20 protein-coding genes are annotated in these 24,501 nt (G+C 64.9%); 2 read left to right on the top strand and 18 right to left on the bottom strand.

Features of this window, described 5'->3' with window-relative positions; translation table 11 throughout:
* Nucleotides 1-155 precede the first annotated feature (155 nt).
* On the top strand, nucleotides 156-1,049 hold the full coding sequence (locus BM118_RS26765) for a LysR family transcriptional regulator (protein ID WP_092188926.1): 894 nt from the start codon (nucleotides 156-158) through the stop codon (nucleotides 1,047-1,049).
* Nucleotides 1,050-1,051: 2 nt separating this feature from the next.
* Here BM118_RS26765 and BM118_RS26760 read toward each other — a convergent pair whose 3' ends face one another.
* The 16 genes from BM118_RS26760 to BM118_RS41745 all read right to left on the bottom strand — a co-directional run bounded on the left by BM118_RS26760 (nucleotide 1,052) and on the right by BM118_RS41745 (nucleotide 21,161).
* Nucleotides 1,052-3,382 carry a PAS domain-containing sensor histidine kinase gene (locus tag BM118_RS26760; protein ID WP_092188924.1) on the bottom strand — a complete coding sequence of 777 codons (2,331 nt, stop codon included), beginning with the start codon at nucleotides 3,380-3,382 and terminating at the stop codon, nucleotides 1,052-1,054.
* 227 nt (nucleotides 3,383-3,609) lie between these two features.
* Nucleotides 3,610-4,983 carry a cation-efflux pump gene (locus BM118_RS26755; protein WP_092188922.1) on the bottom strand — a complete coding sequence of 458 codons (1,374 nt, stop codon included), beginning with the start codon at nucleotides 4,981-4,983 and terminating at the stop codon, nucleotides 3,610-3,612.
* A 221-nt stretch (nucleotides 4,984-5,204) separates the two neighbouring features.
* Nucleotides 5,205-6,173, bottom strand: coding sequence for a zinc-binding dehydrogenase (locus BM118_RS26750; protein ID WP_092188920.1), 969 nt, complete (start codon nucleotides 6,171-6,173; stop codon nucleotides 5,205-5,207).
* A gap of 238 nt (nucleotides 6,174-6,411) precedes the next feature.
* Nucleotides 6,412-7,407 carry an NAD(P)H-dependent flavin oxidoreductase gene (locus tag BM118_RS26740; RefSeq protein WP_092188916.1) on the bottom strand — a complete coding sequence of 332 codons (996 nt, stop codon included), beginning with the start codon at nucleotides 7,405-7,407 and terminating at the stop codon, nucleotides 6,412-6,414.
* Between the two features lie 1,342 nt (nucleotides 7,408-8,749).
* Nucleotides 8,750-9,397, bottom strand: coding sequence for a hypothetical protein (locus BM118_RS26730; protein WP_092188914.1), 648 nt, complete (start codon nucleotides 9,395-9,397; stop codon nucleotides 8,750-8,752).
* 57 nt (nucleotides 9,398-9,454) lie between these two features.
* A complete protein-coding gene (locus BM118_RS26725) occupies nucleotides 9,455-9,658 on the bottom strand; it encodes a hypothetical protein (RefSeq protein ID WP_092188913.1) in 204 nt (67 codons plus the stop codon).
* 282 nt (nucleotides 9,659-9,940) lie between these two features.
* Nucleotides 9,941-11,347: a hypothetical protein gene (locus BM118_RS26720; protein WP_177234715.1), complete on the bottom strand. Its 1,407-nt coding sequence runs from the start codon at nucleotides 11,345-11,347 to the stop codon at nucleotides 9,941-9,943.
* 299 nt (nucleotides 11,348-11,646) lie between these two features.
* Nucleotides 11,647-12,432, bottom strand: coding sequence for a fumarylacetoacetate hydrolase family protein (locus BM118_RS26715; protein WP_177234714.1), 786 nt, complete (start codon nucleotides 12,430-12,432; stop codon nucleotides 11,647-11,649).
* Nucleotides 12,432-13,451 (bottom strand): 2-dehydropantoate 2-reductase, encoded by a 1,020-nt coding sequence (locus BM118_RS26710; protein ID WP_092188911.1) that lies wholly within the window; start codon nucleotides 13,449-13,451, stop codon nucleotides 12,432-12,434. The genes BM118_RS26715 and BM118_RS26710 overlap by 1 nt, the downstream gene beginning before the upstream one ends.
* 101 nt (nucleotides 13,452-13,552) lie before the next feature.
* Complete coding sequence (locus BM118_RS26705) at nucleotides 13,553-13,981, bottom strand: CBS domain-containing protein (RefSeq protein WP_092188910.1); 429 nt, start codon at nucleotides 13,979-13,981, stop codon at nucleotides 13,553-13,555.
* Between the two features lie 181 nt (nucleotides 13,982-14,162).
* Nucleotides 14,163-15,485 carry an oxalate/formate MFS antiporter gene (gene oxlT, locus BM118_RS26700; RefSeq protein ID WP_092188909.1) on the bottom strand — a complete coding sequence of 441 codons (1,323 nt, stop codon included), beginning with the start codon at nucleotides 15,483-15,485 and terminating at the stop codon, nucleotides 14,163-14,165.
* 251 nt (nucleotides 15,486-15,736) lie between these two features.
* The gene (oxlT, locus tag BM118_RS26695) at nucleotides 15,737-17,023 is read right to left on the bottom strand and encodes an oxalate/formate MFS antiporter (RefSeq protein WP_092188908.1); all 1,287 of its coding nucleotides are present in this window, start codon (nucleotides 17,021-17,023) and stop codon (nucleotides 15,737-15,739) included.
* A gap of 414 nt (nucleotides 17,024-17,437) precedes the next feature.
* Nucleotides 17,438-18,937, bottom strand: coding sequence for a tripartite tricarboxylate transporter permease (locus BM118_RS26690; RefSeq protein WP_092188907.1), 1,500 nt, complete (start codon nucleotides 18,935-18,937; stop codon nucleotides 17,438-17,440).
* 43 nt (nucleotides 18,938-18,980) lie between these two features.
* Nucleotides 18,981-19,478, bottom strand: a complete 498-nt coding sequence (locus BM118_RS26685) for a tripartite tricarboxylate transporter TctB family protein (protein ID WP_092188906.1) — start codon at nucleotides 19,476-19,478, stop codon at nucleotides 18,981-18,983.
* A gap of 86 nt (nucleotides 19,479-19,564) precedes the next feature.
* The gene (locus BM118_RS26680) at nucleotides 19,565-20,572 is read right to left on the bottom strand and encodes a Bug family tripartite tricarboxylate transporter substrate binding protein (RefSeq protein WP_092188905.1); all 1,008 of its coding nucleotides are present in this window, start codon (nucleotides 20,570-20,572) and stop codon (nucleotides 19,565-19,567) included.
* 451 nt (nucleotides 20,573-21,023) lie between these two features.
* On the bottom strand, nucleotides 21,024-21,161 hold the full coding sequence (locus BM118_RS41745; RefSeq protein ID WP_177234713.1) for a hypothetical protein: 138 nt from the start codon (nucleotides 21,159-21,161) through the stop codon (nucleotides 21,024-21,026).
* Nucleotides 21,162-21,494: 333 nt separating this feature from the next.
* Between BM118_RS41745 and BM118_RS26670 the strand changes: the two genes are divergently transcribed.
* Nucleotides 21,495-22,826, top strand: coding sequence for an Hsp70 family protein (locus tag BM118_RS26670; RefSeq protein ID WP_092188904.1), 1,332 nt, complete (start codon nucleotides 21,495-21,497; stop codon nucleotides 22,824-22,826).
* Between the two features lie 47 nt (nucleotides 22,827-22,873).
* Here BM118_RS26670 and BM118_RS26665 read toward each other — a convergent pair whose 3' ends face one another.
* Together BM118_RS26665 and BM118_RS26660 are read right to left on the bottom strand one after the other, a co-directional pair.
* Complete coding sequence (locus tag BM118_RS26665) at nucleotides 22,874-23,317, bottom strand: SRPBCC family protein (protein WP_092188903.1); 444 nt, start codon at nucleotides 23,315-23,317, stop codon at nucleotides 22,874-22,876.
* Nucleotides 23,318-23,430: 113 nt separating this feature from the next.
* Nucleotides 23,431-24,435, bottom strand: coding sequence for an NADP-dependent oxidoreductase (locus BM118_RS26660; RefSeq protein WP_092188902.1), 1,005 nt, complete (start codon nucleotides 24,433-24,435; stop codon nucleotides 23,431-23,433).
* Nucleotides 24,436-24,501 lie beyond the last annotated feature (66 nt).

Here is a 24,501-nt window from a genome sequence, read left to right as displayed (position 1 = left end):
TCTCATGCTGCGATTGCGAATTCGGATCGATTGGCGGATGCGATCGATCGATACGGAAATGCAATTAATCGCATCTCGCCTGCCGGTTTTTCCGTGTTGGCCACGACCTGCCGTGCTAGCTTGCATGCCACGACAGAATTCGAGGGGACGTCCGCTTGATCGACAAGCTTGAACTGCTGCTGGCGCTGGCGAAGGAACGGCATTTCGGACGCGCGGCGGAAGCCTGCGGGGTCACCCAGCCGACGATGTCGACCGGGCTCAAGCAGCTCGAGGAGATTCTCGGCGTGATGCTGGTCCAGCGCGGATCCCGTTTCCAGGGTTTTACCCCCGAAGGCGAGCGGGCGCTGGACTGGGCGCGGCGCATCGTCGGCGATGCCCGCGCGATGCGCCAGGAGATCAACTCGCTGAAGGAGAAGCTCTCGGGCGAGATCCGCATCGCGGCGATCCCGACCGTGCTCGGCATGGTTGCCGCGCTGACGACGCCGTTCCGCGCCAGGCATCCCGAGGTGCGCTTCCGCATCCAGTCCACAACCTCATCGGAGGTGCTGGGGCTGCTCGAAAATCTCGAGGTGGACGCGGGACTGACCTATATCGAGAACGAGCCGATCGGGAAGGTGCGCACCATTCCGCTCTACAACGAGAGCTATCGTCTCCTCACCGCGCCGGATGCGATGTTCGGTGATCGCGAGACGGTGACCTGGACCGAGGTCGGGCAGGTGCCGTTGTGCCTGCTCACGCCCGACATGCAGAACCGCCGCATCATCGACCGCGCGCTGCGCTCGGTCGGCGCGGAGGCGACGCCGACGCTGACCTCGAACTCGCTGCTCGTGCTGTTCACGCATGTGAAGACGGGACGCTGGGCGAGCGTGATGCCGGCCAAGCTCGCCGAGACGCTTGGCCTGTCCGATACCGTGCGTTCGATCCCGATCGTCGACCCCGAGGTCAATTACAGCATCGGCATGGTGATCCCGCAGCGCGATCCGATGACGCCGCTGATCGCGGCGCTGGTCAACGTCGCGCGTGAAGTCGCGCCGACGCTGCAATCGTAGCTTCAAGCCGCGGCCGATATCCCCGACGCCGCCTTGATTGCGTCGCGCGGCAGCGTCACGCGGACGACGGTGCCGACATCGATCCTCGAGCGCAGCCGCATCGAGCCGCCGTGGAGCTGCGCCAGCGAGCGTGCGATGGCGAGGCCCAGCCCCGAGCCGTGATAGGTCTTCGTGAGCTGGCTCTCTACCTGCTCGAACGGGCGCCCGAGCCGCGCCAGGGAGTGCGGCGCGATCCCGATGCCGGTGTCGGCGATCATCAGCACGATCCGGTCGTCGAGCTGCCGGCTGCGCACCACGATGCGGCCGCCGTCGGGCGTGAACTTCACCGCGTTCGAGAGCAGGTTGACGATGATCTGCTTGGTGGCGCGGCGGTCGGCGACGACGGAGATCGATTTCGCGATATCGGCATCGAGCGTCAGGTGCTTGTCCTGCGCGCGGCCGGAGACGACGCGCAGGGATTCCGCGAGCGTCCGCGCGAGGTCGAGCTCTTCCATGTCGAGCTTCATGCGGCCGGCCTCGATCTTGGACATGTCGAGGATGTCGTTGATGACTTCGAGGAGGTAGTGGCCGCTGGTCAGGATGTCCTGGCAGTATTCCTGGTACTTCTCGCTGCCGAGCTCGCCGAACAGGCCCGAGCCCATGATCTCGGAGAAGCCGATGATGGCGTTGAGCGGCGTGCGCAGCTCGTGGCTCATATTGGCGAGGAATTTCGACTTGGTCTGGTTGGCTTCCTCGGCGCGGGTCTTCTCGCGCTGGTACTTTTCCGCGAGATCCGCAAGCTCGTTGGTCTGGCGTTCGAGCGCGGCCTGCGAGCGCTTCAGGTCGATGACGGTGGCGCGCAGGCGCAGATCGTTATCGACGAGCTTCTGCTCGTGCTCCTTGATGCGGGTGATGTCGGTGCCGACCGAGACGTAGCCGCCGTCCTTGGTGCGGCGCTCGCTGATGTGCAGCCAGCTGCCGTCGTCGAGCTGCGCCTCGAAGGTGCGCGCGCCCGGGCCCTGGCTCGCCGTCTCGTTGTGGCGGGTGCGCACCTCCGGCATGCGGCCGACCTCGAGCACCGTTTCGTAGGAGGTGCCGGGAATGACGGCGCTGTCGGGCAGCTTGTGCAGGCGCTGGAAGTGCGAGTTGCAGAGCACGAGGCGGTCGCTCGCGTCCCACAGCACGAAGGCCTCCGGGATGGTCTCGATGGCGTCGCGCAGGCGCAAATCGGCTTCCACCGTCCGCTCGGCGAGGCTCTTCTGCTCGGTGATGTCGACGGCGATTCCGATCAGGTGAACGCTGGAGTCGGTCGCGCCGCTCGTCTTTTCGCAGCGGACGCGGAGCCAGATCCAGTGGCCGTCGACATGCTGCATGCGGAAGGTCTGGTCGATGTGGTCGATCTTCTCGGAGATGAGCTGGTCGGCGATCTCGAACAGGTCGATGTCGTCCGACTTCACCAGCGCGTTGACCTCGCCGAAGGTGAGGAGCTCGTTGCGGCCGTCGAGGCCCAGCATCGAGAACATCGACTGCGACCAGAAGATCCGGCCGCGCGACAGGTCCCAGTCCCAAAGGCCGCAGCGGCCGCGGTTGAGCGCGGTGTCGATGCGGCTGCGCACCGCGTCGTTGATGAGATCGCCCTCGCGGGCGCGGGTCGACTGCCAGTGGAAGGCGAAGCCGAGGATCAGGACGACGAAGCCGGTGGTGGCCGACAACGTGACCGAGAGCGCGGCGTCCGAGCCCCAGATCGGCTCGTTGCGCTCCTGGATCACGGTGACGAAGCCGGGCAGCGACTTGATCTGCCGCGAGGTCGCCATCGCGGCGTTGCCGTTCGGCAGCGTCATGTCGGAGATGTTGCCGTCGCGCGGCGGCGCCGCGAGCAACTGCGCCGTGGTGATGGAATCGAGCAGGCGGTCGTTGCCCGAGGGATCGCTGTCGATCGGAATGCGGGCGAGGATGCGGCGGTCGATGCCGGCCGAGGTGACGATGACGTGGCGGCCCGTGGCCGTGCCCCAGGACGGGATCAGGTCGGGCAGCAGCGCCGGCAGGCTCTCGATGTTCTTCAACCGTTCCTGCCGCGAGGAGGTGAGGCGGTCGATGCGCTCGGCGAGCAGATCGGCGAGTGCCGAGATGTCATGGCGGATCACCAGCCGCTTCTGGCGCGTCTGGTCGACGACCTGCACGAACGCGCCGAGGCAGATCGTGATCAGGAACGCGATGATGAGCGTCGGCACGGCGCGACGCAGCGCCGGCTCCGCGATGAGCAGCCGGTGATAGGCAGGTTTCGCGATCGATTGCGCCAATCCTTTGATCGAATCGGATTGGACGCACGCGTTCGCGGCGTCTGCACGCGACATGCCTTCGGCCCCCTGGAAAACTTGCTTGCAACATGAGTTCGGAAGCAGCCCCACATCGCTTCCGAATCACACCGATTTGAATCCAGTTTTGCCGGGCTGTCGAGAGTCAACGAATCGTTAACGCGAATTTATTCTTATCCAACGCGCAGTTTGCGCGCCGAGAGTCCGCAAACTCACGTGCACAGTGAGTCCGAAACGAGAACGTGTGCCCCCGCGCACATTCCGCGTCACGCGCGCGGCGGCTCGGCGTGGCTGATCACGCGCTTCACGCTCGGGAACGCGCGGCGCAACGCGCGCTCGATCGCGTCGACATGCTCGTGCACCTTGATCACGCTCATCGACGGCGTGGCGCGGCAGTGGAAGTTGACGATCTCGCCGGCATCGGTGTTGCGGACGCGCACATTGTGGATGTCGTGGATCTCGCTGCCGGCGGCATATTCGGTGAGTGCGGCCGCGATGGTCCGCACCCGATCCGGCGCGGCATCGACGCCGAACGGCAGTTCCGGTTCCAAGGGTTCGATATGGACGTCGACCTCGACGTCGGTGCCGAACTCCTCCTGGATGTTCCGCTCCAGCGTGTTGGCGACGTCATGGGCGGCGTCGAGCCGCATCCCGGCGTCGACCTCGAGGTCGATGCTGACGATCAGCTTGGCGCCGAGATCGTGCACCGTGACGTGGTGGACGGCGAGGCTCGAATTGCGCGCGATCACCATGATGCGGTCGCGCACGGTCTCGTTGTCGCGGGCGACGGGGACCGGAGTGAAGGTGAGGTCGGCATCGCCGAACGCCTTGTCGACGGCGGCCTGCACCTTGCGCTTGATCTCCTCGACGCGGTCGATCGGATAGGTCCGCGGCACCTTTGCGATGGTGTCGATGAAGGTGGTCGCGCCGACCATGCGCACGCGCAGCCGCTCGACGCCGATCACGCCGGGCACGCTGCGGATCGCGGCCGTGGCCTTCTCCTGCGCGCCCTCCGGCGCGCGGTCGACCAGCGTCTGCACGGTCGAACCGGCCATGCGCAGGCCGAGAGCGGCGATCATCACCGCGACCGCCGCGGCGGCCGCCGCGTCGCCCCACCAGAAGCCGAGAGCGGCGAGGATCAGGCCCACGATCACGGCGAAGGAGCCCATGACGTCGGAGGCGAAATGCAGCGCGTCGGCGGCGAGCGCCTGGCTGCGCGTTTCCCGCGCGGCGCGGTGCAGGGCACGGGCGCGCCACAGGTTGACGACGATGTCGATCACCAGCACCACGAACGGCACGGCCGAAATGGTCGGCGGCGGGGTTCCCTCGCGCAGCCGGCTGTAGGACTCGACCAGGATGCCGCCGGCGAGCACGTAGAGCAGGGCGGTGACGCCGAGCGCGGAGATGCTCTCCAGCTTGCCGTGGCCGTAATGATGCTCGTCGTCGGCCGGCTTGTCGGACACCCGCACCACCGCCCAGGTGATGATGGTCGCGATCAGGTCGACCGAGGAGTGCAGCGCTTCCGAGATCAGCGCGAGCGAGCCGATGGCCACGCCGACCACGAACTTGGCCGCCGCCATGCCGCCGCTGGCGAAGATCGAGATGGCCGCGACCGAGGTCTTGTTGTGCTGGGAGCTCATGGCGGGGGATTTAGCAGCCCAGCGCGGGACATCAAGCGATGATCCACAGGAGTAGTCGCTAGTGAGTTGCAGGAGCGGTTCTGGCTCCGTCATGCCCGGGCTTGTCCCGGGCATCCCCGTTCTTCGTGCCGGGCGGCAGAGACGTGGATGGCCGGGTCAAGCCCGGCCATGACGGTTGGAGAGTGGGGGGCGTCGTCGCTCTTTTCCCGTCGCGGCACTGCTCACACCGTCACGACGATCTTCCCCAGATGCTTGTTCGCCTCCATGTGCTCGAACGCCTTGTCGATGTCGGCGAACGCAAACACCTTGTCGATCGGCAGTTGCAGCTTGCGCGACTCCACCGCGCCCCAGATGTCCTTGCGGACCTCCTCGAAGATCTCGCGGACCTCCTCGATGGTGCGGGTGCGGAAGGTGACGCCGACATAGTCGATGCGGCGTGCGGCGTGCAGGTCGAAGTTGAAATCGGCATGGGTGCCGCCGAGCCGGCCGACATTGACGATGCGGCCCTTGATCCTGGTAGCGGCGAGGTTCTGGTTGGCGACCTTGCCGGAGACCTGGTCGACGATGAGATCGACGCCTTCGCCGCTGGTCGCCTTCAGCACCTCCTCGACCCATTTGGGATCGGAGGAGTCGACGGCGAGGTCGGCGCCGTACTCCGTCAGCCGGCCGCGCCGATAGGCGTCAGTCGACGAGCCGATCACCAGCCTTGCGCCCTTGAGCTTGGCGATCTGCATCGCCATCAGGCCGACGCCGGAGCTGGCGCCCTGGATCAGCACGCTCTGGCCCGCCTGCACGCCGCCGACGGTGACGACCGCGTTGTGCATGGTCGCGAGCGCGACGGGCAGGGTGGCGGCCTCCTCGAAATTCATGTTCGACGGCGCGCGGAACAGCCGGCCGTGATCGGCCAGCGTGTACTCGGCAAATGCCGCCCCGCCCGAGCCCATGATGCGGTCGCCGATTTTCACGCCCTTGGCATCCGGTCCGAGCTCGGCGACCTCGCCGGCCCATTCCATGCCGAGCACGGTGCCGACCCCGCCGGCGGCACCATGGGCGTGACCCTTGCGCATGCCGGTGTCGGCACGGTTCAAGCCACAGGCACGAACGCGGACGAGCACCTGCGTGCCTTTAGGCTTTGGTTGAGCGACGTCGGAAATTCGAGCGCCTTCAGGGCCGTAGACGTAAGCTTTCATGCGTTACCTCGGGACTCAATTGAGTTTGTAGGTGAAGAGCGATGCAGTTCTTCGCCTCTCCCCGCTTGCGGGGAGAGGCCGACGCGCGGAACGCGCGGCGGGTGAGGGGGAGTCTCCGCGAGTCCAGCTCTCACCGTCCTCGCGGAGACTCCCCCTCACCCCAACCCTCTCCCCGCAAGCGGGGCGAGGGAGCGCACCTTCGGCGTGGCGAGTGCCGTGTTCAAATCAATTCAGCGAATTATTCCGCCGCTTCGCGTTGCGGCTGAACGATCATGCCCTCCAGCCGGCTTCTGATGATGGCCTCCGCCTCGCGCACGATCCGGGAGATGAGCTCGGCGCAGCTCGGGATGTCCTGGATCAGGCCCTGGACCTGGCCGGCCGACCAGATGCCTTCGTCGGAGTTGCCGGTCGCGTAGACCATCTTGCCGCGGGCGCCGGCGACGAGCTCGCGGATGTCCTCGAACTTGGCGCCTTCCTTCTCCATGGCGACGACCTTGGTCGAGACCGCGTTCCTGGCGACGCGCGAGGTGTTGCGCATGGTGCGGAAGATCAGCTCGGTCTCGCGCTCGTCATTGGCGACGATCTTCTCCTTGATGGACTGGTGGATCGGGCTTTCCCTGGTAGCCATGAAGCGGGTGCCCATGTTGATGCCGTCGGCGCCGAGCGCCAGGGCCGCGACGAGGCCGCGCGCGTCGGCGAAGCCGCCCGAGGCGATCATCGGGATCTTGACCTTGTTGGCGGCGGCCGGGATCAGGATCAGGCCGGGGGTGTCGTCCTCGCCGGGGTGCCCGGCGCATTCGAACCCGTCGATCGAGATGGCGTCGACGCCCATGCGCTCGGCCGAGAGCGCGTGGCGGACGCTGGTGCATTTGTGCACGACCTTGACACCGTGCTTCCTGAACTCGTCGACATGCTCCTGCGGCTTGTTGCCGGCGGTCTCGACCACCGTGATGCCGCTCTCGATGATGGCGGCGCGGTATTCGGCGTAGGGCGGCGGCTTGATCGCGGGCAGGATGGTGAGATTGACGCCGAACGGCTTGTCGGTGAGGTCGCGGCAGCGCGCGATCTCCTTGGTGAGATCCTCCGGCGTCGGCTGGGTCAGCGCCGTGATGAAGCCGAGCGCGCCGGCGTTCGCGACGGCCGCGACCAGCTCGGCGCGCCCGACCCATTGCATGCCGCCCTGGACGATCGGGTGCTCGACGCCGACGAGTTTGGTGAACCGTGTCTGCAACATGATGCGTTTCCCCGCCTGCGCGGCAGGCCCTGTTATTTGTTGATGGCGGCAGGATGCCGCCCGGGTCGGCAAAAGTCTATTGCGTCGGCGTGCGGTGAGGGCGGGGCGATCATGCGGGAGGCGGGGGGATTCCGTGGGGCGGATAATCTTGGGGTGGAGCTTGCCGCATCCACCGCCGTCGTCCTGGCGAAAGCCAGGACCCATACTCCGTGACCCATCATTGGGGCAATCTGGTCGTCGTTCTTCGCCAAACCCAATCCCGGGGTAATGGGTCCTGGCTTTCGCCAGGACGACGTTGGAGAGACGGTTTGCCCCGCTGCTTCAACACCGTCATTGCGAGCGTAGCGAAGCAATCCAGAGTCCTTCGGCGGCGGCAGTCTGGATTGCTTCGCTGCGCTCGCAATGACGGAGAATGAGGAGCTTTCGGAGATCATCAGCTCGCATTTCCATTGCAGACACACCTTCGCGCTCTCGCGGCATCTTCCGCCCGAGCTTTGCTTCGTCGCGTCGCCCTTGTCGAGACAAGGGCGCAGGGAAGGCCGGGCGCCGGCTGGCACCCGCAGGTCCGTGCGCTACAAAAGATGCACACGGGGTGGACCACAGGTTTCGCCGGATCGCCCGGCCTTCCCTGCGCGAATGGTTTTAACGGTGTCCTTCGTGCTCTCCCCGGGGAGCGATGCACTATTGCCCCCGTCGGCTCGCGGATGACTGATGCGCGTGCCCGGTTGGGCACCGCACATCACCACGAGACTTGACGCACAGACCCCGGGCGTCAGGACCACACGACTTCGCCGTCCGCGCACGTCCTCGCTGGGACTTCGAGAGCTGGCGTGTGCTCGCACCCGAAGCCATGCGAAGACGCTGTCGGCGCCGTGTCGTTCGCGCGAAGGCAGTTGCTCACGGTTTCCCGCCCTGCAACACTGCTCGCGCCCGACGCCGTCGCGTCCATCGCTGCCCGGCCCGCGGTTCGTGACGATCGCGATCCGCCCCTTGTCTCGGGCCAGGGTGTCCAGTGTGTACGATAAATCCGAATTTCGGTAAAGTGGAATATATTTACGGCCGAGGATTGACAGGCGAGGCGGGAGATTTGTGCGGGGTGTCTTGCCCGACGGGCAAAGTCGGTCCTCCCGCTCCGTCGTCATCCCCCGCCTTGTGCGCAATTGCGCACTGGGGCGGGGTATCCAGTACGCCGCGGCGTCTCTGGATCACCGCGCCGCCTCTGGAATACTGGATTGCCCGCCTGCGCGGGCAATGACAGCGAGGGGATGGCAAGGCCGGAGTGTTTCGCGAGGGTCTCGTAGCCCGGATGGAGCGTAGCGCAATCCGGCCTACGAGGCGTCGGCTACTCCGCCGACAGGCGCACCATCTGGCGGCCGCCGTTCATGTCTTTCAGGCTGTTGACGAAGTTCTCCGGGCGCTGCCAGCGATAGGGGACCTTCAAGCCCATGAACTCGGCGATGTCGCCGATGAAGCCGGTGCAGTTGGTGGTCTCGGCGTTCCAGACCGGCGAGCTCGCCTGCAATTTCTTGATGTAGGCGAACACGCGCTTGGCGTCGGCTTCGTTCAGATAGACGCGATAGCTCGCCGTCAGATATTCCGGATCGAGATCGCCGTAGCTCGCGCCGGTCTCTGACGGCACAAAGGTGAGGTGACCGAGCACGTAAGCAAGGGTGTCGCCGGCGGGCGTCAGGCCCGCGACCTCGACGGCGCGCTCGCTGGTCTTGCCGTACCAGACGAAGGCGTGGCCCCAGCTCGCCGCCGTCCGGGCGCGGAAGTCGACGTAATAGGGGCCCTTCTCCGCACGCGCGACGGGCCGCCGCGACTGCGGCGCCGGTCGCGATGCGGCGTCGGTCGTCGCAAGCGCATTGGCATCGGCCATGCGCTTGTTCGCTTCGTGGGCCGAAGCCGAGGGCGTCGTGCACGCGATCATCGCCGCAAGCGCGAATCCCGCAAGGATGCAGGATCCCGATCGATCAGGTTTGTTCGTCACGCTGTGCCCCTCGACTGTCGGCCGCTTACGCAGATGCTGCGCGTTTGTCGCTACGCGTCAGTAGCGCGCTGCGACCGGGCCGGGCGCCTTGCCGATCGGGGCCTTGCCAATCGGGCTCTTGCCAATCGGCATCTTGCCGATCGGCGCCTGCTCCGCCGGATAGACAGGCACGGGCTGGCGGCGCGGCAAGTCCGCAGCGTTCGCAGCCGTCACCAGAGCAAGCGTCGCACCCAGAACAATTACAATCTTCTTCACAGTCATACCCCCTAGAAGGTTTGGTCCAAACACGGCAGTGCCGTGCCCCCAGACACACCTCACAGAAGGGCGGCCGAATGCGTCCAAGTTGCGGCGCGCGCGGGACATGTTGGCGGCATATGTCGGGCGCGCGCAGATGTGATGTGTGTCTGGATGTTTCGGAGCTGCGGGATTGGCGGTGTGCAGTAGCCCGCATGAGCAAAGCGATATGCGGGAATCGTTTGCGGCGAGCGTGATCCCGGATGTCGCTTTCGCTCATCCGGGATACGGGCAACGATTCCAACAAATTCACCCGATCCGGTTCAGGCTGTTTCTGATCGTCGAGAAGATGCCGCCGATGTCCTTGCGCAAGGCATCGAGGGCGTTGAAATTGTCGAAGATACGGGCGAGGCGGTCTTCGACCTCGCGCTTGCTTTTCGTCAGCGCGTCGACGCGCGAGACGAGGGGCACGCCGCCGTTCGCTTCGATCTCGCCGACGGTCCTGGCGAGCAGGTCGCGGGTGGTGCTGACCTCGGCGATCAGCGCCTCGATGCCGAACACCGGTGCCTTCAGCGGGACGAGGTCGGCCTGCGACTTCGACAGCTCCGTCTTGAAGGCGTTCAGCGTCGCCAGCGTCTCCTGCAAGGCGCCGAGGCGCTGGCGCGACTGGATGACGAAATCGTTCAGCGCGTTCTGGCGGTCGGCGAGGGTCTTGCCGTCGGCGTCGGTCTCGACATCCGCGAGCGAGCGTTCGAGCTGGGTCTGGCGCTGGCCGAGCTCCTCGAAGTCGAGGCGGATCGCCTTGAGGATGTTGAAACTGTCGTCGATGCGCGCCAGGCGCTGCTCGATCTCGATCTTGTTCTTCGACAGCGCCTCGACGCGCGTGCCGAGCGGCGCTTCGCCGCCGGTCTCGAGCTCGTCGATGCTCTTGGCGAGGCGGTCGTGGCTGAGGCCGAGCTCGCTGATCACCGCGTTGATGCCGGCGTCCGTCGACCGCAGCGGCACCAGCTCGGCGTGGGATTTCGCCAGATCTTCCTTGTACTGGTTCAGGGTCGCGAAAATGTCCTGGACCGTGTTCACCCGCGAGAGCAGCGTCGAGACGTCGCGCGCGATGTCCTTGAGCCGGTCGGCGAGGTTGTTCTTGCGGTCGTCGGTCTCGAGGTCGTGGAGCGACCGTTCGAGCTGGTTCTGGCGGTCGCGGATCTCGGTGAAGACGGGCTCGATCGCGCGGCGCTGCTCGGCGACCTTGCCGACCATCTCGCGCAGGCCTTGCTGGCGGCGGCGGATCTCGGCGAGCTGGTCGTGCATGTCGGTGGATTCGTTGCGGCCCTGCTGGAGCCGCGCGCGCTGCTCGGTCTCGCCCAGCTTGTCGTGGAGGGCGGAGACGGCTTCCCTTGGGTCGCTCTCGATCAGGTGCTGGACGGTGGCGTCGAGGTGGTTTTGCAGCGCGTGGGCGGCGACGACGTCCTCGCGGGTCTTCTTCAGGCGGTCGCGCAGCGTGCCCAGACGCCGGTCCTGACGCGAGAGCCGCCAGGCGGTTGCGCCGATCAGCGCCAGCGCCACGGCCGGGAGCGCGCCGGTCGCGATGCGCTGAGGCACGGGAAGGCCCGCAAACAGGGCGGGCAGGTGGGTGAGGTCGTAACCAAACGCCTGCTGGGCGAGAAGCGCGATGGCCGCCAGCAGGACGAACCAGGCAACCAGAAAAAACAGCCACATCGTGACTTCCTCACGCCGGCACACATTATCGCCATAGTTGCTATTGGAGAGCGGAACCGAGATCAAGGGGCGCGCGGGGGAGCGGTATGTATCCGGTGGCGCGATCCACGACTGATTGCATCGGCCGACCGGTGGAGAGCGGCATGAGGTGCCGAGTTTTCCCGAGGGGGCCGCGGCCCTTCGCTGTCATTCCGGGGCGCGACGAAGTCGCGAGCCCGGAATCCATCGGGCGGCAGAGACTGCGGATAAATGGATTCCGGGTTCGGCGCCTTGCGCCGCCCCGGAATGACGACGGGGAGCTACAGCCGAAACTCGTTGGTCAATTCACCAATGCCGTCGATCGCGACGGTGACCGTATTCACCGGCTCCTTCATCACGCCGACGCCGACGGAGGTGCCGACGGCGATGAGGTCGCCGGGGAGCAGGGTCATGTCGTGGGAGATCCTGCTCACCAGCTCCTGCGCGGTGAAGATCATGTCCGAGATCGGATAGTTCTGCCGCTCGGTGCCGTTGAGGATGGTGCGGACCACCAGTTTTGCGGGATCACGGCCGGTCGCGATCACAGGGCCGAACGGGCCGTAATCGTCGATGCCCTTGGCGCGGGCCCATTGCGGGAAGGTGGGATCGCGGGTCAGGATGTCGTTGGCGGTGATGTCGTTGACGCAGGTGTAGCCGAAGATGAAGTGGCCTGCTTCCGCGGGCGAGACGCGGGCGCAGGTCCTGCCGATGACGATGCCGAGCTCGCCCTCATAGGTGGTCTTGCCGTCGTAATATGAGGGACGGCGGATCACCGCGCCGGGTGCCGCGATGCTGGTGGTGGCTTTCAGCAGATAGAGCGGCTCCGGCGGCTCGGGCTGGTTGAGCTTGGCCGCCAGCGCATGAAAGTTGTTCCAGAGCGCGACGATCTTGCTGGGCGCGCAGGGTGCGAGCAGCTCGACCTCCGACAGCGCCAGTGTCCTGCCGGTCGCGGCATGGCGGCCGAACATCTCGCCCTCGTGCACGCTGATGCCGGATGAGGTCAGCGTGCCGAAACCGGTCGCACCATTATTCCGGAAGCGCAGCCATTTCCTGATCTCGCCGGTCATCACGCCACCGCCAGTGCGTGCGGATCGGTGGGCGCGGAGACGCCGTCATAGAGCCCGGCGATGCGGGCGCGCTGGGTCACCATCGCCAGCACCGAGTCCAGTGCGGGCGTCGCGATCCCGGTGAGGCGGCCCATCTCCTGCACCACGGTGACGAGCGGGTCGATCTCCATCGGACGGCCGCGCTCGAGGTCCTGGAGCATCGAGGTCTTGTGCGCGCCGACCTTGCGGGCGCCCTCGATGCGGCGCTCGACGTCGACGCGGAATTTGACGCCGAAGGTCTCGGCGATGGTTTGCGTCTCCATCATGATCGCGCGCGACAGCGCGCGCGTGGCCGGATCGGTGCAGATCACGTCGAGCGTCGCATGGGTCAGCGCGCTGATCGGGTTGAAGCAGACGTTGCCCCACAGCTTGAGCCAGATCTCGTCGCGGATGCGGTCGAGCACCGGCGCCTTCAGGCCGGCCGCGACGAACAGGTCGGCGAGGCGCTGCACGTCGCCCGTGATCGCGCCGGAGGGCTCGCCGAGCGGAAAATTGTTGCCGTAGACGTGGCGGATCACGCCGGGCGCCTCGATCTCGGTGGCGGGATAGACGATGCAGCCGATGGCGCGCTCGGCGCCGATCTCGCGCCACTGCCGCCCGCCGGGGTCGATGCTCTCCAGCGTCGAATTCTCGTAATCGCCGCCGTGCTTGTAGAAGTACCAATAGGGGATGCCGTTGACCGCGGTGACGATGCGGGTGTGCGGGCCCAGGAGCGGCTGCATCTTCTCGATCACGCCGGTGATCGAATGCGCCTTCAGCGTGATGATGATGTAGTCCTGCACGCCGAGCTCGGCGGGATCGTCGGTGCAGCGGGGATGCACGGTGCGCTTCTCCTCGCCCGCGAGCAGCGTCAGGCCGCGCTCGCGCATCGCGGCGAGATGCGCGCCGCGTGCGACCAGGCTGACGTCGGCGCCAGCCCGCGCGAGCTGAACCCCGAGATATCCGCCGATTGCGCCGGCGCCGTAGATGCAGATCTTCATGAAATCCTCGCGGGTGACCGGAATTTCGGGACGAAAGATCCGGTCCGGCTCGGAAGGATCCGAGCCGGGGCCGGTAGTCGCAGGGGAAGGGTCGTGGCGCTTTAAGCTGCTGCTTGCGGCGTGCCGTTGATCGTTTCGTCAACGGCAGCGGCGATGTCGCGCATGCTGATGACGGAGACGAGGCTGTAATCGTCGATGACCGGCAGGTGGCGGATGTGATTGCGGTTCATCAAATGCCGGACGTGCTCGATCGTGTCCGTCGAGGTGCAGGAGATGAGCTGCTGCACCGAGACGAGCTGGGAGACCTTGACGTTGATGCCGTTGGCTCCGTGCTCCGCGATGGCGCGCACCACGTCGCGTTCGGTGAACATGCCGACCGCCGTGTTGCCTTCCGAGCGGACCACGTCCTTGACCACCAGCGCGCTGATGTTGTTGGCGCGCATCAGCTTGGCGGCGATACCCACCGTTTCGTTCATTCGCACCGTGACAACGCGCGGCGTCTTCTTGCGCAGAATGTCTCCGACCAGCATGGCAACCTCCCTGGGTGAATGACAGGAGAAGTGTGGTATACATAATGCCAATCGTCAAGCGCTGGATTTGGGTGATCCGAAAATTCTTGCGGCAGCAATACTGACGTTTGTCGTCGCGCCAAAAGAAGAAAGGGGCGCATCGCTGCGCCCCTTCTTCAGCCTTGCAATGGCGTGTTGTGGCTTACGCCGTCTCGGTCTTGGCGCTGCCCGTTGCGGTGGCCGTGCTCTCGGCTTCCTTGCCGAGGATGAAGGAGCGGCGCAGCGGCTTGATCACGAACAATGCCATCAGCGCGGCTGTCGCGTTCAGCGCCACCGCCACCACGAACACGGCCTTCCAGCCATACGCCGCCGAGATCACGCTGGCGAGCGGGACGAGCAGGGAGGCGGTGCCCTTCGCGGTGTAGAGCATGCCGTTGTTGGTGGTTGCGAACTTCGAGCCGAAGGTGTCGCCGCAGGTTGCGGGGAACAGCGAGTAGATCTCGCCGAACACGCCGAAATACACCGCGGTCGCGAGCACGAAGACGACAGGTACGTGTCCGTAGGCCGACAGCGCGAGCAGCATCACTGCCGCCGTGCCGAAGGCGATGAACATGGTGTGCTCGCGGCCGATCGTGTCGGAGACCCAGCCGAAGAAGGGACGTCCGAAGCCGTCGAAGATGCGGTCGAGCGAGATCGCGAAGGTCAGCGCCGCCATCTGGAAGCCGGCGAGCGTCACCGGCGTGTCGGCGATCTTGAAGTCGTGTGCGATCGGGCCGATCTGAGCCGCGGTCATCAGGCCGCCGGACGCGACCATGACGAAGACGAGATACATCACCCAGAAAATAGGGGTGCGCAGCACTTGCGGCGGGGTGAAGTCGATCTTGGTCTGCGGCAGATTGAGCTGCTTCTTCTTCGGCGGGATCGAGAGCCGCGGCGGCTGGATGAAGAAGGCGAGCACGAAGACGATCAGGCCCTGGCCGATGCCGAAGGTGAAGAACGCGCTCTGATAGCCGCTCGCGGCGATCATGGTTGCGATCGGCACGATGGTGAGCGCGGCGCCCGCGCCGAAGCCGGCGGCCGTCGCGCCGGCGGCAAGGCCGCGGCGGTCGGGAAACCATTTCAGCGCGTTGCCGACGCAGGTGCCGTAGACGGCGCCGGCACCCATGCCGCCGACGATCGCGGCCGCATAGAGCAGGGTGAGCGAGTCGGCGTAGGAGTTGAGCACCCAGGACAGCGCGATCATCACGCCGCCGAACATGATGACGATGCGCGGGCCGTATTTGTCGACGAACCAGGCCTCGACCGGCACCAGCCAGGTCTCGGTGACGACGAAGATGGTGAAAGCGAGCTGAATCGCGGCGCGTCCCCAATGGTGGGCCGCATCGATCGGATCGACGAACAGCGTCCAGCCGTATTGCAGGTTGGCGATCATCGCCATGCAGACGATGCCCATGCCGAGCTGGAGCCAGCGGAAACCGGTGCGAAGAGGCGCGGCCGTGACAGCGCCGTCCGTGCTGGAAATCATCAAGAACCTCCCAACGCGCTTTTCTGGTCGACACCAAATGGCAAGATGACCTGATGTCGCAAATATTGTGGCTTATCGTCGCAAGCGCGGCGCGGAGCTTGGTATACCATATTCCAGAATGCAAGCCCAATCTTGGCTCGCCGTCACAAAATCGGCAGTTCCATTCGGACAACGCGCGAAACCTCACGCAAAACGAAAACGCCCGGCCGTGAGGCCGGGCGTCCTGCCGGAATGGAGTGTGGTGAAGCGCGTCAGGCGGTCGACTTCGCCACCACCACCCTGCGCCAGGGCTTGAGCACCGCGATCGCCAGCAGCGAAGCCAGGATGTTGGCGCCGGCTGCGATGATGAACACGCTGTCCCATGTGCCCGACGACTGCTGCATCAGGTTTGCGACCGGGACGAGCAGCGCGGCCGTGCCCTTTGCGGTGTAGAGCAGGCCCGCATTGGTGGTCGCGAACTTGGCGCCGAACGTGTCGGTGCAGGTCGAGGGGAACAGCGAGTAGATCTCACCCCAGGCGAAGAACACGAAGCCCGAGAGCAGCACGAACCAGATCGGATCGTGGCCCCAGAGATAGAGCAACCAGATGCCAAAACCTTCCATGCCGAAGGCGATGAACATCGTGTTCTCGCGGCCGATCATGTCGGAGATCCAGCCGAAGAACGGGCGCGTCAGGCCGTTGAGCACGCGGTCGATCGTGGCTGCGAACGTCACCGCGGTCATCGTCACCGCCATCAGCGTCACGGGAACGCTGTCGACCTTCCAGTCGACCGCGATGGGCTTCAGGTTGGCCGTCACCATCAGGCCGCCGGCGCCGACGATCACGAACATGAAGTACATCAGCCAGAAGATCGGCTGACGCAGCACCTCGGTCGGCTGGTAGTTGCGACGCGTCTGCACCAGCGCGGCGTTCGCCACCACGACCGGCACCTGGCCGGCCTTCGGCGCGAGCAGGAAGAAGGCGAGGATGCAGATGATGATGCCTTGTCCGAGGCCGAAATAGAGGAAGGTGGTCTGGAAGCCACTGTCCTTGATCATGGACTGGATCGGCGCGACTGTCAGCGCGGAGCCTGCACCGAAGCCGGCCGCCGTGATGCCCGCAGCGAGACCGCGCTTGTCGGGAAACCATTTCAGCGCGTTGCCGACGCAGGTGCCATAGACGCCGCCCGCTCCGATGCCCGCGATGATCATGCCGAGATAGTAGCCGTTGAGCGTGGTGGCCTGTGCGTTGATCGCCCAGCCCATGGCGCAGAGCACGCCGCCGACCAGCACGACGATGCGCGGACCGTATTTGTCCACGAACCAGCCTTCGACCGGCACCAGCCAGGTCTCGAACAGGACGAAGAGAGTAAAGGCCCATTGGATCGACGCGCGATCCCAGCCGAATTTCTTCTGGATGTCGGGGACGAAGAATGTCCAGCCGTACTGATAATTGGCGATCATCACCATCGCCGCTACACCGATTGCCAATTGCGCCCAGCGATACGTGTCGCTAACGCGCGCGGTTGTAGGGGCCGTTGCCTGCACCATGTCCGTCATTAAAACCCTCCCGAACGCGCCGATCATTTTTATGCATGCGCTGGCTGGCATCCTGGTATGCATTATGCCAAGATTCAAGCGAAGGACGGGAGGTGCGGCGAAATATCGCGGGCCTGTTCACATGCGCCATGGCCGCGCGATTGTAAACCCCCAAGCGCTGCCGCGTGCCAGCAGCAATAGCCGCTTAGCCCATTCAAATCATTGATCTGGCGTGGATTTTCCCGTAACGCGCGGAGCCGCAAGCAGGCTGTAGAATGTCCCGCGCGCGGGGGGATTTTCACGCGCGCGCCGTTCGCGCAGGCCGACAGACGGTTGTTCGGTGATCGTGCGATTCCTGGAATTCTTTATTCCAGAAGTCCCGCGCGCGGCGGATTCGCCGTCGGCCACCGGCGCGGATCGCGCCGGTCGCGCGCCTCAGGCCATCGACGTCCGCAGCCGGCTGTAGCCTTCCTGGATCGCGGACCAGAACAGAGCGACCAGACCGAGCACCATGATCGTGCTGACGAGGCCGTTGGAGAAGAACACGCCGAGCGAGCCCTGCGATCCCAGCAGCGATTGGCGGAAGGCTTCCTCCGCCTTGTCGCCGAGCACGATGGCGAGCACCAGCGGTGCGAGCGGGTAATTGCACTTCTTCAGGAGATAGCCGAGCACGCCGAACACCAGCATCAGCATCACGTCGAAGGTGCTGTTGTGCACCGAATAGGCGCCGATCGCGCAGAGCACCAGGATGAGCGGCGCGATGATGCCGAAGGGCACGCGGAGGATCGCGGCGAAGATCGGCACGCAGGTGAGCACGACGATAAGGCCGGCGAGATTGCCGAGATACATCGATGCGATCAGGCCCCAGACGAATTCCTTCTGTTCGACGAACAGCATGGGGCCGGGCTGAAGGCCCCAGATCAACAATCCGCCAAGCAGGACGGCGGCCGTCGGGGAGCCGGGCACCCCGAGCGACAGCATCGGCAGCAGCGCCGAGGTGCCCGCGGCATGTGCGGCCGTCTCCGGCGCGATCACACCCTCGATCTCGCCCTTGCCGAAATTGTTGCCGCGTCGCGCCAGGCGCTTGGCGATGCCGTAGCTCATGAAAGATGCCGGCGTTGCGCCGGCGGGCGTGATGCCCATCCAGCATCCGATCAGGCAGGAGCGCAGCGAGGTCATCCAATAGGCGGGTAGTTCCCGCCAGGTCTGAAGCACGACCCGAAGGTTGATGGACGCGTTGCCGCCGCGGAACGCCAGCCCTTCCTCCATGGTCAGCAGGATCTCGCCGATGCCGAACAGGCCGATCACGGCGATCAGGAAGTCGAATCCGTTGAGCAGCTCCGTGACGCCGAAGGTCAGCCGCAGCTGCCCCGTGATCGAATCCAGTCCGACCGCCGCGAGCGCAAAGCCCATCATCATCGCCGCGATGGTCTTGAACGGCGGCTCCTTGCTCAGGCCGACGAAGCTGCAGAAGGCGAGGAAGTACACCGCGAACTTCTCCGCCGGACCAAATCGCAGCGCGAAGCCCGCGACGAGGGGCGCCACGAGCGTGATCATGATGACGGCGAACAGCGCGCCCACGAAGGAGGAGGTGAAGGCGGCCGTCAGGGCTTCGCCGGGTTTGCCCTGTTGCGCCATCGGATAGCCGTCGAAGGTGGTCGCCACGGACCAGGGCTCGCCGGGTATGTTGAAGAGGATCGAGGTGATGGCGCCGCCGAACAATGCGCCCCAATAGATGCAGGACAGCATGATGATCGCCGACGTCGGCGGCATGCTGAAGGTCAGGGGCAGGAGGATCGCCACGCCGTTGGCGCCGCCGAGCCCCGGGAGCACGCCGATGATGACCCCGAGCGTGATGCCGATGATCATCAGCATGATGTTGTAGGGCTGCAGGGCGACCGCGAAGCCGTGAAACAAATTGGCCAACTCTTCCATATCGATACGTCCTGCAGCAGTAACGAAAATGACGGCGCAGCTCTTACAGGCCGAGCCATTCCTCGAACGGCCCCTTGGGAAGCGGGACCAGGAACCAGCGCTCGAAAACAAGATAGGTGAGGACCGGCATGCCGACCGCCACCGCGATGGTCGTCAGCCAGCGATAGCCGCCGAGCCAGCGCATGAACCAGGCGATGAAGACCATCGAGGCGACGTAGAGGCCGATGAACGGCATCGAGCCGACATAGATCGCGGTGGGCACCACGACGCTCATGACTTGGCGAAGCTGTCCCCATGCTGCGAACAGCCGGCCGTCGTCGTCGCGTCGCGCACTCCAGAGGTTGATGGCGCTTGCGCCGACGATGGCGGCGCCGACATAGAAGGGGAAGAAGCCGGCACGCGGGCCCTCCGCGCCCCAGTTGATGCCGGCCTTCAGGCTGCCGAAGATCACGACCAGGCCGAAGACGCCGATCAACAGCGCCATGCCGATTTCCAGCGTCTTGTGTGTCGGGCCGGATTCGGATCCGGATTGTTCAGTCATGGGACCTCCAGGCGGAATTGCAGTCTTTCGCGGTCGCGGCAGACGGGAGGACGACCAGCGTCCTCAGCCGTCGTCGATGTCGCGGGTCAATTCCCCGATGCGAGGAAGCCGGCTTCCTTCATCAAGCCTTCGTGGCGCTTCTCCTCCGCTTCGACCCACTTGGCGTAGTCGGCTCCAGCCAGGAAGGTCGTGTTGAAGGCGCCGCTCTTCATGAAATCCTGCCATTCCGGCGTGGCGCGGACCTTCTTGAACAACTCGACATAGTATTCGATCTGATCCTTCGTGGCCTTGGGCGACATGAAGATGCCGCGCAGCATGAGATATTCCATCCCAAGGCCCTGCGACTTGCAGGTCGGAATATCCTTCCAGGCCTTGCCATCGGCGATCGGCTCGTCATAGGCCATCGGCTGGGCGTCGAAGACGCAGAGCGGACGGAGCTTGCCGCCGCGCCATTGCGCGACCGCCTCGATCGGATTGTTGACGGTTGAATCGACGTGATTGCCGACGAGTTGAACGGCGACTTCACCGCCGCCCTTGTAGGGGATGTAGGTGAACTTCGCGTCGATCGCCTTCTCGATGCCGACCGTGATGATCTGGTCTTCCTGCTTGGAGCCGGTACCGCCCATCTTGAATGAGCCGCTCGGTGCCTTTTTCGCCGCGTCGACGTAGTCCTTGACGCTGTTGTACGGCTTCTCGGCATTCACCCAGAGCACGAATTCGTCGAGCGCCAGCATCGCGACCGGGGTCAAATCCTTCCAGTTGAACGGAATCCCCGTTGCCAGCGGCGTCGTGAACAGGTTCGAGAGCGTGATGATGATCTTGTGGGGATTGCCCGACGATGTCTTCACATCGAGGAAGCCTTCGCCACCCGCGCCGCCGGCCTTGTTGATGACGACCAGTGGCTGCTTCATCAGATTGTGCTTGGTGACGATGCCCTGGATGGTGCGTGCCATCTGATCGGCGCCGCCGCCGGTGCCCGCGGGGACGATGAACTCGACCGGACGAACCGGCTCCCAGGCAGCACGGCTTGCGGTGCTGCTGGCGCACGACATCGCGATTGCCGCCAAAGCGACAATCAGAACGAATGGCTTCATCTTGTTTCTCTCCCTGTCGAAAACGCGGCCGCTCTTTGTCGGCTCGCCTCAGCCCATCTCGATTCACGCGCCTGGGGTCACCCTTGCGGTCGATCTCCCATGGCCGTCCCGATAGAAACTCTATGAGCAGGGACAACGCGCGGCATCCGCTCCTTTCGGCTAGGGTTCCGCCAAGTTTCGCGGTAACTCGGCTGTTCCCGCCTGCGTGATGTGTCCCCGCCTGACACCTTATGATTGTGCAATCGCTCTTGCTTGCCCAATGGTATGCGAGATGCCAGCGGACAAACAATCGGATCGGCGGGCACGTCGACGGACCAATCGTCGCAGTTGTGGTGGCGAGCGAGGGGAGGACACCAAAAGAAAATGGCCCCGACATGAGGGGCCATTTGATCAAACCTAGCGTCTGCGGAAGCTGCCAGCGCGCGCTTCGGCGGGGGCAGGCAAGGCCTTCTTACAGGCCGAAACGCGGCAGGTCGCCGTTGTGATTCGAGATCTCGGCGCTGGCCATCAGGAAGCGGTCCACCGCGGCCATGAAACGCGCGAACAGGGTGGAGGAGGGGGCGAGAGCGACGGAAGCGGCCTTGGACATCGGAAAATCCTTTCTTGAGACGGTCAGTAGCGCTGTCTCATTTCGAAAGGGAATTTATGTATACCAGATGCCAATGTCCATGCATGCCATTGCATAGCAGTATGCGCTCTCCCGCATTGCAGCATAATAGTCCGTTAAAGGGGCCGGTCCGGGCTTAAAATTGCAAAAAGGGCAGCCGAAACGGGCTATTGGCTCCGAAATGACCTGTCACGGCTGCAACTGGCGCCCCATGGGCATGAATTCCGGCACGGGCACGCCACGGACCGGGCCTTGGCACGGCAAGTCAAAGCCGCTAGTGGTCTGCCCCCTTCCAATCATCTGTCAGAGTGGTTCATGTCGAGCGCCTCGCCCGCCGTCTCGATCGGCATCGATTTTGGGACCAGCAACACGGTCGTAGCGCTTGCGGCGGACGACCGCCGGGTCGAGGCCATCCGCTTCGATCACGGCGGACAGCGCCACAGCGTTTATGTGTCGGCCCTGTGCTTCTGGGAGGACCGGCCGGGAGCCGGCGCCCAGGCCGAAGGCGGCCCGTGGGCGATCGAGCAGTTTCTCGAAGGACGCCACGTCTATCGCTTCCTCCAGTCGTTCAAGACCTTTGCGGCGAGCAGCAGCTTCAACACCACCCAGGTGTTCCGGCAGCGCTTCAAGTTCGAGGACATTTTGGCGGCGTTCCTGCGGACGCTGGCGCGCCATGGCGGTGACAGGTTCGGCTTCGAGACGTCGACGATCACGGTCGGCCGCCCCGTCCGCTTCGCCGGCGGCAATCCCGACGAGACGCTGGCGATGCAGCGCTACCGGGCCGCGTTCGAGCGCCTCGGCGCCGGCCACGCGCGCTATGTCTACGAGCCCGTGGGCGCCGCGTTCTCCTTCGCCCGCCGCTTGGAGCGCGATGCCACCGTCTTGGTCGCGGATTTCGGCGGCGGCACCAGCGACTTCTCCGTGATGCGCTTCTCGCGCGCGGGAGGAGCCTTGCGCGCCGAGCCGCTTGGACACGCCGGCATCGGCATTGCCGGCGACACGTTCGACTACCGCATCGTCGACCACGTCGTCTCGCCGCGGCTGGGAAAAGGCTCGAGCTTCCGCTCGTTCGACAAGGTGCTGCCGGTCCCCAGCGGCCACTACACCAACCTCGCGCGCTGGCATCAGCTCGCGATGATGAAGAGCAACGGCGATCTGCGCGAGCTCCGGGAGCTGGCGCGCACCGCGTTGAAGCCGGAATTGCTCGAGGATTTCATCACCATCGTCGATCTCGACCTCGGCTTTTCGCTGTACCGCGCGGTGTCCGACGCCAAGGTGGCGCTGTCCGCGCAGGATCAGGTGGACTTCCGCTTCAAAGGCGGCGGGGTCGACATCGGCTCGACCATCACACGGAAGAATTTTGAATCCTGGATTGCCGACGATATCGCCAGGTTAGGTGCCACGGTCGACAAGGTGCTGGGCGAGGCCGGCATCACCGCGCGCGAGGTGGAGAAGGTGTTCTTGACCGGCGGGACTTCCTTCGTGCCCGCCGTCCGAAAGCTGTTTGCCGAACGGTTCGGCAACGAGCGGCTGATGTCGGGCGACCAGTTCGAGTCGATCGCCTACGGCCTGGCGCTGATCGGACACAGTCCCGAGCCGGACCGCTGGACCGCGAGCGGCGGGCTTGCGCCGAAGGCGGGCGCGTAACCTCTCGGTCACGCGGCCATCGCCAGCGCTCTCGTGTCGTCTGGATGTTATTGGTTGATCTCGGGTTCGACGAGCCTTGCGAGGTTTCGCAGCGATTCCTGCCAGCCGAGATAGCAGGCTTCCGGCGGGATGACGTCCGGGATGCCGGCCTGCGTGATGTCGACTTCGGTGCCGACCGAAACCTTCTTCAGCGTCACGGTCACCTGAATTTCGCCAGGCAGATTGGGGTCGTCGAATTTGTCGGTGTAGCGCAGGCGTTCGCCCGGGACGAGCTCGAGATATTCGCCGCCGAAGGCGTGGCTGTTGCCCGTCGTGAAATTCCGGAACGACATCTTGAACGTGCCGCCGACCTTGGGCTCCAGATGGTGCACGGTGCAGGTAAAGCCGTTGGGCGGAAGCCATTTCGCCAGTGCGTCAGCCTCGAGGAAGGCGCGATAGACCTTCTCCGGACTGGTCGAAAGAACGCGGTGCAAGCGGACAGTGCTGGGCATGTTGGTCGTCCCTGTGAATTGATGGACCCGACATTAGCGTCTACGGCCCATTCATGTCCCGAGGACGACCGAGACGCTGCCGATCCGACAGGGCGCCTCAGATTTTCTTGCCATCACCTCATCTGTACGACGACCTTCCCCTTGGCCCGACCCTGTTCGAGATAAGCGAGCGCCTCCTTGGCCCGATCGAACGGGAATACCTTGTCGATGACCGGCCGGATGCGCTCTGCCTCGAGGAGCTTGCCGATCTCCGCGAGCTGGTTGCCGTCCGGACGCACGAAGAGGAACGAATAGGACGCGCCGCGCGTCCTGGCGCCGCGGATGATCTTGCGGCTCAGCAATCCGAACAGGAGCTTCATGACAAAGTTCATGCTGCGGGCGCGCGCGAACGCAGCGTCCGGCGGGCCGACGAGCGAGACGACTGAGCTTCCGCGCTTCAGGATCCGCAGCGATTTTTCGATGGCATCGCCTCTGACCGTGCCCAGCACGGCATCGTAGTCCTTCAGCACGTCCTCAAATTGCTGTTTCTTGTAATCGACCACTTCGTCGGCGCCGAGGCTGCGCACCAGGTCGACATTGCCCGTGCTTGTGGTCGTGCCGACCTTCGCGCCGAGATATTTTGCTAACTGGATCGCGAAAGTGCCGATGCCGCCCGATCCTGCCGGGATGAATGCCTTCTGGCCGGGTCTGAGCTGCGCACGCTCCTTGAGCGCCTGCCAGGACGTCAGTCCGACCATCGGGATCGAGGCCGCCTGCACGTAGTCCAGATTGGCGGGCTTGAGCGCAGCAGCGCGCTCGGGCACGCGCGCGAACTCGGCGAGCGCACCGACGCCGCCGAGGTCGAAGATGCTGGCGAAGACGGCGTCGCCCGGTTTGAAGCGGGTCACTTGGCTTCCCACCTCCACCACGACGCCCGCGAGATCGCTGCCTAGCGTGGCCGGCAGCTCGAGCTTGAGGATGGGCTTGAACGTTCCTTTCGGAATCATGGTGTCGATCGGATTGAGGCCAGCCGCGTGGACCTCAACCAGGATTTCGTCGGGCCGGGGCATCGGCCGGGGCGTGTCGGCGAATGTGACCTGATCCGGCCGGCCGTATTTTTTCAGGATGAGTGCTTTCATGTGTCTCTGCGGTTGAGATGCTCGGGGGCCTGGCCGTGATGACGGCAGTCCGCGCTTGCGGCGGCC

It is taken from the genome of Bradyrhizobium sp. cf659, from assembly GCF_900113725.1.
Classification (GTDB): domain Bacteria; phylum Pseudomonadota; class Alphaproteobacteria; order Rhizobiales; family Xanthobacteraceae; genus Bradyrhizobium.
The sequence above is the reverse complement of the archived record's forward strand: the minus strand, read 5'-3'. Positions and strand labels throughout refer to the sequence as shown.

Bases quoted from the DNA above. Each gene is read 5' to 3' on its own strand.
- BM118_RS26760 (WP_092188924.1), bottom strand. From the start codon at position 3,382: ATGTCGCGTGCAGACGCCGCGAACGCGTGCGTCCAATCCGATTCGATC.
- BM118_RS26710 (WP_092188911.1), bottom strand. From the start codon at position 13,451: ATGAAGATCTGCATCTACGGCGCCGGCGCAATCGGCGGATATCTCGGG.
- BM118_RS26690 (WP_092188907.1), bottom strand. From the start codon at position 18,937: ATGGAAGAGTTGGCCAATTTGTTTCACGGCTTCGCGGTCGCCCTGCAG.
- BM118_RS41745 (WP_177234713.1), bottom strand. From the start codon at position 21,161: ATGTCCAAGGCCGCTTCCGTCGCTCTCGCCCCCTCCTCCACCCTGTTC.
- BM118_RS26665 (WP_092188903.1), bottom strand. From the start codon at position 23,317: ATGCCCAGCACTGTCCGCTTGCACCGCGTTCTTTCGACCAGTCCGGAG.
- BM118_RS26660 (WP_092188902.1), bottom strand. From the start codon at position 24,435: ATGAAAGCACTCATCCTGAAAAAATACGGCCGGCCGGATCAGGTCACA.
- BM118_RS26715 (WP_177234714.1), bottom strand. From the start codon at position 12,432: ATGACCGGCGAGATCAGGAAATGGCTGCGCTTCCGGAATAATGGTGCG.
- BM118_RS26705 (WP_092188910.1), bottom strand. From the start codon at position 13,981: ATGCTGGTCGGAGACATTCTGCGCAAGAAGACGCCGCGCGTTGTCACG.
- BM118_RS26750 (WP_092188920.1), bottom strand. From the start codon at position 6,173: ATGAAAGCTTACGTCTACGGCCCTGAAGGCGCTCGAATTTCCGACGTC.
- BM118_RS26685 (WP_092188906.1), bottom strand. From the start codon at position 19,478: ATGACTGAACAATCCGGATCCGAATCCGGCCCGACACACAAGACGCTG.
- BM118_RS26740 (WP_092188916.1), bottom strand. From the start codon at position 7,407: ATGTTGCAGACACGGTTCACCAAACTCGTCGGCGTCGAGCACCCGATC.
- BM118_RS26720 (WP_177234715.1), bottom strand. From the start codon at position 11,347: ATGTGGCTGTTTTTTCTGGTTGCCTGGTTCGTCCTGCTGGCGGCCATC.
- oxlT (WP_092188909.1), bottom strand. From the start codon at position 15,485: ATGATTTCCAGCACGGACGGCGCTGTCACGGCCGCGCCTCTTCGCACC.
- BM118_RS26670 (WP_092188904.1), top strand. From the start codon at position 21,495: ATGTCGAGCGCCTCGCCCGCCGTCTCGATCGGCATCGATTTTGGGACC.
- BM118_RS26755 (WP_092188922.1), bottom strand. From the start codon at position 4,983: ATGAGCTCCCAGCACAACAAGACCTCGGTCGCGGCCATCTCGATCTTC.
- BM118_RS26680 (WP_092188905.1), bottom strand. From the start codon at position 20,572: ATGAAGCCATTCGTTCTGATTGTCGCTTTGGCGGCAATCGCGATGTCG.
- BM118_RS26725 (WP_092188913.1), bottom strand. From the start codon at position 9,658: ATGACTGTGAAGAAGATTGTAATTGTTCTGGGTGCGACGCTTGCTCTG.
- oxlT (WP_092188908.1), bottom strand. From the start codon at position 17,023: ATGACGGACATGGTGCAGGCAACGGCCCCTACAACCGCGCGCGTTAGC.